Source organism: Nostoc sp. (assembly GCF_036917635.1).
Classification (GTDB): domain Bacteria; phylum Cyanobacteriota; class Cyanobacteriia; order Cyanobacteriales; family Nostocaceae; genus Nostoc.
This window is the reverse complement of record NZ_JBALCW010000051.1, coordinates 22,446-33,441: the sequence shown is the minus strand read 5'-3', so window position 1 is coordinate 33,441 and position 10,996 is coordinate 22,446. Positions and strand designations below refer to the sequence as shown.

General features: G+C 44.3%; 15 protein-coding genes. 4 read left to right on the top strand and 11 right to left on the bottom strand.

Annotated elements, in window-relative coordinates:
* Positions 1 to 226: 226 nt before the first annotated feature.
* Entirely contained in the window at positions 227 to 367 is a 141-nt protein-coding gene (locus V7K32_RS14015; protein ID WP_334994126.1) for a hypothetical protein, read from the top strand.
* A 268-nt stretch (positions 368 to 635) separates the two neighbouring features.
* Here the strand turns inward: V7K32_RS14015 and V7K32_RS14010 are convergent, their stop codons facing one another.
* A complete protein-coding gene (locus V7K32_RS14010) occupies positions 636 to 806 on the bottom strand; it encodes a hypothetical protein (protein WP_334994124.1) in 171 nt (56 codons plus the stop codon).
* 146 nt (positions 807 to 952) lie between these two features.
* Here V7K32_RS14010 and V7K32_RS14005 point away from each other — a divergent pair, with 146 nt between their 5' ends.
* From V7K32_RS14005 to V7K32_RS13995, 3 genes are all read left to right on the top strand, one after another.
* Complete coding sequence (locus V7K32_RS14005; RefSeq protein ID WP_334994122.1) at positions 953 to 1,702, top strand: S-layer homology domain-containing protein; 750 nt, start codon at positions 953 to 955, stop codon at positions 1,700 to 1,702.
* A 476-nt stretch (positions 1,703 to 2,178) separates the two neighbouring features.
* Positions 2,179 to 2,439 carry a DUF7219 family protein gene (locus V7K32_RS14000; protein ID WP_334994120.1) on the top strand — a complete coding sequence of 87 codons (261 nt, stop codon included), beginning with the start codon at positions 2,179 to 2,181 and terminating at the stop codon, positions 2,437 to 2,439.
* A 232-nt stretch (positions 2,440 to 2,671) separates the two neighbouring features.
* Positions 2,672 to 2,839, top strand: coding sequence for a hypothetical protein (locus tag V7K32_RS13995; protein WP_334994118.1), 168 nt, complete (start codon positions 2,672 to 2,674; stop codon positions 2,837 to 2,839).
* Here V7K32_RS13995 and V7K32_RS13990 read toward each other — a convergent pair.
* The 10 genes from V7K32_RS13990 to V7K32_RS13945 form a co-directional block, all read right to left on the bottom strand.
* Positions 2,836 to 4,311 (bottom strand): DNA cytosine methyltransferase, encoded by a 1,476-nt coding sequence (locus tag V7K32_RS13990; protein ID WP_334994116.1) that lies wholly within the window; start codon positions 4,309 to 4,311, stop codon positions 2,836 to 2,838. The two genes, V7K32_RS13995 and V7K32_RS13990, sit on opposite strands and share 4 nt — an antisense overlap.
* A 39-nt stretch (positions 4,312 to 4,350) precedes the next feature.
* Positions 4,351 to 5,715: a replicative DNA helicase gene (dnaB, locus tag V7K32_RS13985; protein WP_334994114.1), complete on the bottom strand. Its 1,365-nt coding sequence runs from the start codon at positions 5,713 to 5,715 to the stop codon at positions 4,351 to 4,353.
* Between the two features lie 36 nt (positions 5,716 to 5,751).
* Positions 5,752 to 7,140 (bottom strand): helix-turn-helix domain-containing protein, encoded by a 1,389-nt coding sequence (locus V7K32_RS13980; protein ID WP_334994112.1) that lies wholly within the window; start codon positions 7,138 to 7,140, stop codon positions 5,752 to 5,754.
* A 60-nt stretch (positions 7,141 to 7,200) separates the two neighbouring features.
* Positions 7,201 to 7,800, bottom strand: a complete 600-nt coding sequence (locus V7K32_RS13975; protein ID WP_334994110.1) for an alpha-ketoglutarate-dependent dioxygenase AlkB family protein — start codon at positions 7,798 to 7,800, stop codon at positions 7,201 to 7,203.
* Positions 7,801 to 7,807: 7 nt separating this feature from the next.
* On the bottom strand, positions 7,808 to 8,488 hold the full coding sequence (locus tag V7K32_RS13970; protein ID WP_334994108.1) for a hypothetical protein: 681 nt from the start codon (positions 8,486 to 8,488) through the stop codon (positions 7,808 to 7,810).
* Entirely contained in the window at positions 8,485 to 8,943 is a 459-nt protein-coding gene (locus V7K32_RS13965; RefSeq protein WP_334994106.1) for a hypothetical protein, read from the bottom strand. Before V7K32_RS13965 ends, V7K32_RS13970 begins: the two co-directional genes overlap by 4 nt.
* A 2-nt stretch (positions 8,944 to 8,945) precedes the next feature.
* On the bottom strand, positions 8,946 to 9,242 hold the full coding sequence (locus V7K32_RS13960) for a VVA0879 family protein (protein WP_334994104.1): 297 nt from the start codon (positions 9,240 to 9,242) through the stop codon (positions 8,946 to 8,948).
* Between the two features lie 86 nt (positions 9,243 to 9,328).
* Positions 9,329 to 9,481, bottom strand: coding sequence for a hypothetical protein (locus tag V7K32_RS13955; RefSeq protein WP_334994102.1), 153 nt, complete (start codon positions 9,479 to 9,481; stop codon positions 9,329 to 9,331).
* A 95-nt stretch (positions 9,482 to 9,576) separates the two neighbouring features.
* Positions 9,577 to 10,461: a hypothetical protein gene (locus tag V7K32_RS13950; protein WP_334994100.1), complete on the bottom strand. Its 885-nt coding sequence runs from the start codon at positions 10,459 to 10,461 to the stop codon at positions 9,577 to 9,579.
* Between the two features lie 43 nt (positions 10,462 to 10,504).
* Positions 10,505 to 10,963 (bottom strand): DUF1392 domain-containing protein, encoded by a 459-nt coding sequence (locus V7K32_RS13945; RefSeq protein WP_334994098.1) that lies wholly within the window; start codon positions 10,961 to 10,963, stop codon positions 10,505 to 10,507.
* Positions 10,964 to 10,996: the final 33 nt, after the last annotated feature.

The window sequence follows — 10,996 nt, the reverse complement described above, 5'->3', positions numbered from 1 at the left end:
ACCACGCTCTAAAGATATTTTGATGATGTATTAATTAAATCATCTTAAATCTGACTAATCCAAGTGTTTTTTTCTTAGTTGTGAGAAATCCGGGTGTAGCCCCTCAATCACCCCTTCAGAGGATAGTTACTCAAAACGACGATTTTTTCTTCTCTGCATACAAAGGCGAAAATGAGAAGTTGATTTCTCTTGGTTGCGATCGCTGCCCTTGAGATCAGCAGGGGCAATGTACGAATATGATCTATGCTGTCAAGGGATATCAGGAGATAGCCGCAGTGATGAGAGTGGATTTTGGAGTAATTGCCCTTATGCAGTGCTTCATGCGATCGCTGTAGGCAAGATTTGCAGTACTTGTCCAGAGGTATAAATAGTTGCTAAAGTATAAACTGAATGCTGCTAAAAGATGATTATAGTAAATTTATATACTCTATTGAGGTAAATAACTCAGTAGAGTATTTTTGTGAAAGTGCGTCTACCGTAAGCGATCGCCCCCACTGCTGCCCCCTTACTACACCGCGCTCCACAGCTTACGATTGCTCCTTGGGGTAATGCGCTTGACCAAATGCGTGATAACCAATGGTTTACATGAATACAAATGATGGGGTTGTATAGGCTTGGTCTATTGGGTCTAATCCTTATAAGATAGAGTTCAATACTTTTTGGAGCGTACCGCTAGAAATGCCTCCGGTTTGCAGTAGTCTTTCACTACTCCAGGTTGTCACTGCCGCGAAACGAGATTGTAGACTTGTACTGGAGTTGCGATCGCCTACATCGGGTGCTTGAGCCATCGCCACATGTGCAATCACCTCTACATTCTTCCAGCCAGGGGGAAGATAATCGTAACTCTTGACCCCACTCACGCATCAATAGCGGAATTTCAGGTATAACTAATAAGCTTGAAGAAACCTGAGCAAAGAGAGCAACGTCTACAAAGGTAAGCATTCAATTCATTATGAAACCTTTGCTCAAATCAACTTTTAACTTCTTTTTGGGTTCACGAACTGCCAAAATGGGAGCAGGTACTACTGCGATTATGTTGTTATGCGCTTTGACGACTAAACCAGTAGTTGCTCAAGTGCCAAGCTTTACCGATGTTGACGATGATGTTTACGCCAGAGAGATTCAAGAGGCTGTTCAGAAAGGGCTTATTGCAGGCTTTACTTCTAATAATACCTTTCGTCCTACGTTAGAGCTAACACGGGAACAGATGATATCAATGGTAATAAACATGCTCAGTGAACTGCCTGTAAGTCCTTTGACTGTGCCACATGACCCACCACCAGCAGCAGGAAACTTATTGAAAGTGACTAGCAAGCCTTATCGGGATGTACAGGTAACTCGTTGGAGTGCTGCAATGATTGAGTGGGCAAAATTTAACGGGATTATGCAAGGTTATTCTGATGGCACTTTTCGTCCTAGCCAAACAGTAACCCGTGCTGAGTTGATGGCGGTATTGCGTAGAGCCGTCCAATATGCTGATGAAGGCGGAGGAATTTCAAGCCTGATAAATAAGCAGCAGGCAATAGCGTTCAGTGATATATCTAACCATTGGGCGAAAAAACCAATTACAGAGATGTCTGTCTACTGCGGTGTTGCAACTCCCGTCAACGAAACTGGAAATGCCTTTTCTCCTAATCTCGGGACACAGCGTAATTATGCCGCAGCAGCTACATTACGCTTGCTCAACTGTCTTAGGAAGTAAGTTCAACTCTGCGTTGTTTTATGTGTCCAAAGCAGGGGTAAGCGATCGCTCTCACTGCTGTCCCTTGGTACACCGCCCTCCACTGTCTACGATTGCTCTTTTGGGGTCATGGAGTAGTGCAAGATTTGCGAATGACAACCAATGGTTGTCAAAATCTTACTGTTAGTGTTTAGTTAGGCTGAAGAGGATTGGTTCAACTGTTGTAAGCAAAGGATAACTTTCTCTCTTTGATTGGGGCTTCCGCTGCTCTGGGAGTGTATTTGTACTATTTCAAGCTGTGTGCTGCTCCCTTGAAAAGCTAAATGGCTAGAATTCTTCACTTTACATTTGACGATTTTGGACTAGGAGTCATACTAAAAAAAGGCTCATGATTCCAGCAATCGCTAACTATATTTCCAAACAGCCATTTGGCTAAGGAGATAGTTGAAACTGGATTGACATTATTGGTGAAAACTTATTAGTAGGGAGGTGAGGTCATGAATCAGTCTCATGAGGAAGACAAAGATAAATTCCTTTCCCCTCGTGGTCGCTACTACGGACAAGTTAAACCAGAAAACTTAGTGTTTAATGCTAACTTACAAGAATTTGCTCAAAAAGTTGGCATGATCACCAGTTTAGAAAGCAATGGTAAGCTTGAGCCAGAAGATGCTTATCAGCAAATTAAGGAACTTTGGAAACAGTTAAAGCGCAGTAAGAAGGAACTGGGAATTGGCGAGGAGCCATCGGCAAGAGCCTGAAGTTATTCTAATTTCAGGATAATCACCTCAAACCGCACTTTTAAGCGAAGAAACCTTTTTGTTATGCTCTATATACGCGGAAATAAACTTAATTTAATTAATGCCATGTCCTCAGTACAAACTTAACACTACAGTTATGATAATCTCCTTAATTAGCAGCCATCATAGAAAATCAAACTACTCTTCTTATTGAGCGAAAGTTTATAATATTCTATAAAGATGATTAAGAAGAATGATTAAACCTAAAAATTTGTATCGCGGACACTCAATGGAAAAAGTTGGTCACGGTAAAAGAGTGGTATTTAAAATAACTATTAACGAAAAGGAATGGTCTGCCGTGACTGAATTAGAGGTAAAAACAGCAATTGATGCTTGGATTGATGAAGGAGTAGAGCCTTAGCTATTGCCTGCATAGCTATAACTTTGTGCCGACATGAATAATTGACTTGCAAAACTGGGAGGCACGGAGTAGCCGATAATTGACCCCGCCGTAGCAGTTTCCTTGGGGAATTCGTACCAGTCAGGAAAACCCTGTAACCTCGCTGCACCTTGAATTGATAGGGACTTAACCGTACCATCCGGCAACCAAATATCAGCGAACTTACTACGGTTGCAGCCTTTGTGATCTGTGAAGTGCGATCGCAAGATAGTGTTGCAAGGTAAATGCCCAGGTTTATACTTGGACTGTGAACGTCCACCAACCCGTTCAATGAGCAGTGGTGCGGGTTCATTTGCAGCCAAAAATCGTTCTACCGCTTGTTGCTGTTTGGGCAGCAGGTGTGAATCAGTCATCGTAGGGATGAGATGCGCGATCGCTGAGTACCAACCACAGGATTTACTCTCCGTGGGTAGGACAACCTGAAAACCCTTGCTTGCAGTCAGAACTAACCGCCGCCGCGCCTGGGGCAACCCAAAGTCAGCCATATTTACCACGCTGTAATCGACCGAGTACCCCTCAAGTTCCAAAGCTGACAGGATGATACTAAAACTCTGACTGTTCTGATAGCGCGGGACATTCTCTAGGGTAAACACCCGTGGCTGTAACTGTCGGATGGCTTCTGCTACCGCGATCGCTGCCGTCAGATCATCAGCCGTTTCCTCACCCTTACCCGCTTTTGCTGTATGGGCTTGGCTAAAGTTGGCGCACACCGGGGAAGCATGAAGGTAATCGGGACGGTGGGGGAAACCTAGAAATCTTGACTGTGGTACTTCTTGGACAGTCTGTTGGATTACCTTACAACCGTACTCGCTGAAGTTGTGATGATGAGTTTTGGCGATCGCCCTGCTCAAGTCTGGTTTTGTGGGGTCGAACTCGACTGCGATAACTGGGCGAATACCAGCTTGTACCATCCCCGCTTCAATCCCGCCGCCACCTGCGAACAGCACTACGGCGATCGGTGTATCATCTGGAAGAACTGGTTTTAATTTTGTGTTATCAAAATTTTTGCAGACATCTAATTTTGGTGATGGCTTTTTGGTTTTCGCTTTTTTGATAAAGGCAGTAATATCTTCCCTGTTTACCAAGAGTTGTTGCATTGTGCGAATCATAGGGACAGCCCCAGGGGGAATAGAACCAATACTTCTGCCCTTCCATACCCCGTTTATCTTCTCTTTCCAATTAAAGCCCCATCGCCAATGAAAGGCATTGTTTGGGTCACGTTCACCAATGACGCGGGGATAAAAAACAATCTCTCCGTCAAGTAGCTTTTTAGTTTCAAGGTACTGGTAAAGACATCCAACCGATTCCCCTTGTGAGGCTTTGACCATTGCAGATTGTGGCGATAGTCCCAAGCTGTGTAAAGTTAAAATTGATACTGGAGTGCGAATTTGGGAATACTTGCGTGACCAAAATGGCGGCAGTAGTATGCCCAATTGAGATCCATCAAATTACAGCGATGTATTCTCATATACTTAAAAATGCCGACAACGCACTAAGTTTTTAAATTTAGTAAACTGGTTATCAAATAGCAGCTTGACTGTACCAGTAGGGCCATTTCTCTGCTTACGGACAATTAACTCGGAAATGCCACAGTCAGGGGAATCGGGATTATGAACCTCGTCACGGTAGAGCATAATCACAACATCGCTGTCCTGTTCCACCGCCCCACTGTCTCTCAAATCACTCAGTATAGGGCGTTTATCATTACGGTGTTCGACTTCCCGGCTTAACTGAGACAAGGCTAGGACTGGAACATCAAGATCCTTAGCTAATTTTTTGAGTCCTCGGCTGATTTGACCGACTCTCTGGGTCATGTTCATTCTTGAATCAGTACCCTCAGACATCAACTGTAAATAATCTACAATAACCAGTCCGACACCACCATGTGTGGCTGAGATTTTTCGGACTTGACTACGAATTTCATTCATTGTGGGGCAGGAATTATCATTGATAAAAATCCCTTGTTCGGAAAGTTGTGCTACCGCCTGACTCAGGGGTTGCCACTGATTGTTAGAGAGCCGACCCGTTTCGAGTAAGCTGTTCTCAATGCCGGATTCACTTGACAAGAATCTCTGCACATATTCTTCGCGGCTCATTTCCAAACTGAAAACAGCTACAGGTAATCTTTGGGATTGAGCGACATTAAGAGCTAAGTTACCAGCAAGGGCAGACTTGCCGACAGATGGACGAGCAGCAAGTATATACAGGCGTTTGGGGCGAAAGCCACCACCGAGTAAACCATCCAAATCATAGAATCCGGTAGAAATGGCGGGGCTAGATGTACCAGCGTGGCGCGACTCGATTTCTTGGTAAGCGTCAACCAAACAGTCAGAAATATGAATCAGGTCATCATGAGAGCGCTGTTGTGTGACACTGAAAACTTTTTGTTCAGCAGCCTCAAGAATCAGTGGTAATTCAGTTTCAGTTTCATAGCCGAGATGTAGAATCTCGTTTGCCGCCTTGATTAATTGTCGGCGGTGGTATTTTTCCATTACCAATTTTGCCAGAGCGTCAATGTTGATGGCTGAAACTGTACGATCAATGAGTGTAGCTAGTTTATCTCGACCACCAACACGAAACAAAAGCCCATTATCAGTTAGCCAACTGGTTACAGATAGTAAATCTGTAGGTCTGCTTTGTGTATGGAGCCGCAGCGCAGCTTGGTAAATGTCTTTGTGGGAGGAGATGTAAAATGCTTCGGGGATTAAGCGATCGCACACCCTTGCGATTGCTTCCGGGTCAAGCATAATACCGCCAAGTATTACTTCTTCTGCCTCAATGTTCTGAGGTGGTAAGCGGTCTTGTTCGGATGAAAAGTTCAGTTTGTTTTGTGTCATGACTACCTGGAGAGGAAGATAAATTGCAAATTATTTTTACGCAGCATTTTGATGTAAGTACAGATACATGGAGGGATGCGTGAACTTTATCCACTCCAGCCATTTGTCCGTTGCACCTGGAGATTGCTGGTCATAGCGGGTACTAAAAGACGCACAAGCTTTGTCCTTGCCAACTTCATCGACACGATCTAAAAATTCGCTGAAGGTGGACTTGTGCCAATCAAGAGAACGGTTAGCGAAATAGCCGATGGGTTGTTTTTCATCCGGTTTTTGTTGTTTTGTTGGTGATGATGTGGCTTCTAGTTCAGAAATTTGTGACCAATAGCCCAGTAATTCTTCTAGTCCGGCTTTGGAGCCTTCTAAGTTACCAATTGACTTGAGAACTGTGGGGATTTTCTCTTGCCAAGATTCACTCTGACTCCACTTAGCCCTGTGTTTGGCGATCAACTCTACCAGTCGGCGATCGCAGGTTTGGTAAATCTTGTCCCTGGTAGCAGTACGCCAGGGGAAGCGCCAATTACGCATTTTGATTTCTGTTCTGTACACGGTAGGCAATGAGTCAGTTGCCATGATGCTTGAATCTACTAAAACCATGTCAATCAAGTCTTCAATCGACTGGAATTTTGGTTGTTTCGGCTTGTTCGATTGTTCGTTTTTATCGAAGGACCCCACCGCAATAGTTGGTCTACAGGAGAGGTTATCGGTTTGTTGCGAAGACTTGGAATTTTTTAACAACAAAGTGAGTTGTTTTGGGGTTGGTTCTTCGTGTTCAATTTCTTTCGTTGTTAAATCAAGTTCTTCTTTTTCACACACACCCTCTTGGGTGGGGGGCGCGGGTGGCGAAGCCAGGGGCGCGTCCTTAAGTGGATGGACTTCAATTGGATAATCTTCAATTGGATAATCTTTGGGTGTCCCCCCAACACTACCGGGGTGTTCCCCCAGCACTACCCCTAGTGTTGCCCCAGCACTACCGGGGTGTCCCCCCAGCACTACCCCTAGTGTCCCCCCAACACTACTGGGTGTTCCCCCATCACTACCTAAATCTTTCTTTCCTCTAATTAAGGAAGACGGTTTTAATGGATTAGGGAACCAGTCTTCTATGTCCGTAAGGCTGTAATGATTTGATGTTTGTAGCCCGTCATTCTCTCTGCTGGTTTTTGTGACCAAATTCCAACAGATAAGTTCATTTACTGCGGAGATCGCTTTTCGCCGTAAAGTGTCGGTTGGTGAATTTGGAAAAGACCCTCGAAAGCATGACTCACCAATAGATTTGTAGGAAGGGAAGGCGTTATTATCACAACCGGCTCGACGGCACAGGTGGCAGTAAACCCGAAATGCCTCCATTGTTAGTGGCAAATCATCCAACTTACTATCGATGTAAATATGGCGTTTCCTTCTGTTATCACTAAAGCTATCGGTACTCATGATTCCCCTCCTTGAGTTACTGTCTCGTGGTAATGTTTTCAAAAACTGCGAATTATTTGCTTATTTCTGTACCCCAATGTGTGGGCGAAACGTCAGATTAATTCGTGTAGTCACAAACTTGTTGGTCTTGGGTACTTGGTGTAGATGTGTTGATTGGCAACCTGGGTGCATAACCAGTAAACTCCCGTGTTCCAGCCAAAAATCAGTAGACTTACCCCCGATAGGCTTAATCTGAAACTTCCGCATCGAACCCAAACTGATGGATGCAATCGCTGGGTTAAATCCCATTGATGACTCATTATCAGAATGCCAGCCGATACTGTCTTGTCCGCTTCTGTACTGATTACCAATGACAATACGGAAGCTGTAACCAGTAGCCGCAGTAATCCTATCTCGCAGTTGGGCCAGCGATGAAGTCCAAGGTAATGGTTTGAGCAGTACGCTCTCGGAGTAGAGGTAATCACAGCCTTCATCACCATAAATGCACTCTAGGCGAGGTACAGGCATTGTTTTACCTAGCATTCTTATTTGATTCTGTTGCCACTGCAATTCCAAAGCGTGTTGATAGAGTTCATCGGCTTCAGCAAGAGTGAGGAAGTCTGGATAATAACTGACTGGTAAAACTGTGGTAGGTTCATCAAAAAGTGACATCTGTTTCATAAATACTTCAAGGGGCTATTGCCCGTATAATCTCAAAAGCCTGTTCAGGCGATTTCGCCTGCTCAGGGTTCTTGTAAAACCCAGCGATCGCCGACTTGGGACGAATAATAATTTGCTGCCCTGTTGCGCGTTTATCCCATACAAAGCACGAGATGGTGATGTTATCGGTAGCCCAACGAGTACCCCTCTTATCCTTGCGAAAACAAAAGCGCGGCATGATTAAGACAAGCGACGGCGGGTGCTGCTGTAAGAAATCCGCCCGGTCATCGCAAGGTTCGAGAAAGCTGGTAAGTAGAAAAGCAGCAACTCCCACACGCGCTTTCTGGTAGGCATTCTTGATAATTGGTGCAGCAAACTCCGAGTATGGTGGGTTAGTGCAGATCCAATCGCAATTGGGAAACTTAGCCCAAGATTCGGCTAATGTTGCGTCGTAGTGATAATCTGCTGGCTTATTCGCATCTATATCGTTAGTCCAGATCCTTCCAGTGTCAGGCCATACTCTCAACAAAGACGCGATCGCTCCATGCCCCACACATGGTTCACCAATCACACCAGATAACCTAACGTGGCGCAGTAATTCAGTAGTAAACCACGATGGAGATTCATAAAAGTCTAGTGAATGCCTACCAACAGTTTCTATACATGCACTTGTATGTGGTTGTGGTGTTAGGAGTTGTGTGGCAATCATACTAAATTCTCACTAAATTCAATGTGGCTTAAAGCCTGAAGTTCAACAGCGAGTCCACTTAAGAAATTTTGGAGTTCTACTGTTGCCAATTCTTTGGATATCTCTTTTTCTGATCTGTAAATAAGTTGCTTAAAATTACCCAGATAAGCTTCTGTACGAGTTAAGTTTTGTTCTGTGTCAGTTAACAGAGTCAAAGTAAATCTTCCCAGTTTGCAGAAGTAATACCCACGGTGATCACAAGAGTTGCTTTGATGCCAAGTAATATAAGGTTTTGAATCAATGTGAGCGATAATAGATTCAAAATCAACGTGGAAAATGTTCATCTCAGTTAGCATTTCGCCACTGTTGTAGCGGTCTACAATGTGCTGGCTAATTGCTGTTACTGCTAAATCGTCAGGAATATTAATGTGGGCTTCAGATGTAATTTTTTCAACTACTGCGACTATGGCTTTCATCTCTAAACTCCAAATTCAAAAACTTTGCGGTCATCAACAATAACCGGATTAATATTGAGCAATCCGCCCCCAGAATAATTGCAAGGAATATTACGCTTATCTTTGTCGTCGAAGGCTTCTTTATGAACTGGCATCCAGCGCCCTACACAAGAAAATCCTACGGCAGAAGATGGAGCGCCAGCTTTTTTATAATCTTCAGCAGTAGCGATATAACCGCAGGAGGGACGCTTAAACTTCCAGTTCATTACATTCTCACCAAACAGTATCTTTCCTTGAGATAACCATGTTTCTTTGTTCATATCTCTTCCCCCTGCTCATCTGAACATTCATCTTCGATGGATTCAAATTCTTGAATAGCAAATATAGCCAGACGCTCGAAGACTCGCTACCGCTTCGCTAAAGCGACACATGCTCTTTCTGCTGGATGTGTAGCTGATTGCATTCGATATGATTCGGGGACTACATAGCCCTGAATTGCGTAGAACTTCTTGGCTAATTTTTCAATGAGTACATCTTTTTGGAAATATCCGAGTTCCATATCCTTTCCCCTCGAAGTGGAATTCGTTTTTGTTGTAAAAGTCTTAATTCTTGATTACTGGGCGATCGCTCTGTTTGACCAATGCCCAATGTCCATCAAGCCGTTACTAAAGATTTTCTAGCGAAAGCACCTGCAAGCTTTAGCGCTGCGCCAGGACTAGGATGAGCGAAGAACTCTTCTACAGCTTTGGTCAACCCAGCCGCAACAGCCGGATCATGGCAAGCGTAGACATAGATGGGCTGTTGAACCCCGTTAACCAATCGCGTTTCTTGGCGTGAGCCTAACTGAGGGTAAAATGTTCTCACCCATGTGCCCAAGTGTCCGCGATAGTGAGCGCCGCTCAGGGGGACTTTTTTACCCAGTTCGCTCTCTGCAAAGTTGACCACACCAAGCCAGCGTTCTTCTGTGGCGGTTAGCAATTTTCTGTTATGTTCAGCCAAAAGGTTGCCGGCATAGTCTTTAAATTGCTGTTCGGTGTATGGGTTGAGTCTGCCACCAGTTAACTCAGCTAAAGTCTTCATTGCCAAGACAAGAGTATGCAATCGCTGTTCAACTGGGGGGAGGGTTGGTGTGGAGGGTTGTTTTTGTGGTTGAGTAGCAGGTTTTGTCCAGCCCATAATGTCTTGCATCCAGGCGCGAACACCAATCCGGTTAAAAGCTTTGCATACAAGTCTGGCTTGCTGTTTGCAGTGCCGCCCAGCATCAAAGGCGTAATATTCAATAACGGCAGCAACACCCATATCAGGTATTCCCTCATTCCAGGTTTCCAGTGCCGCAGGGCTAAATCCTTGTTGTATAAGGCTTTGGGCTAATGCAGAGGGTTGCAGTGCCGCACTTAGTAACGCACGACGAAGCGAAGAATCTTGTACATCTGCCAGCCTTGCAGTTGCCCGAATACTAGCTTTACCTTGTCCATTAGAGTCAACAGTGATTTCTTGCTTTATCTGTTCAATAATTTGAGCTACTTCAATTTGTGACATAACTTTAGTTGGGTGATAGTTTTTCGTTGTTGATTAGAGAGAATTAGACATCTACCCGCACCAAACTTTTCTCACCAACCAGTGAGAAACGATTCGATATAGTCGGTGTCTTAATTAACGTTGGTGACATCAACTCAATAAGGTAAAACCAAGAATTATTCACCAGCGCAATCCCCAAAATCAGCCGTTGCTTTGCTCCCTTATCGTGAGAACAGAGCATTACTCTTTCGCCCAGAACGAAGGCAGGTTTTTGCACTTTGATGGCTTCTAATTCTCCCGTCCCGATAATTTGGTTTTGTGTAGCGTGGAGTATTTCATTACGGCAGTCAATTGAATAAATCCAGCACTCATGCTTCCATTGCATACCGCAACAGTAGCCAAATGTTCTCGTGGTTCGTAGATATACTCTCTCCAGTAAATTCACCTCAACGGGTGGAATTGTTCCACGCCAAGGTGGGGAAAGATACCAACTTGTTTGAAGTGCGTTAATATTATAAATCATGATTTTCTCCCCTGGGATTAATAACCTAAGAAT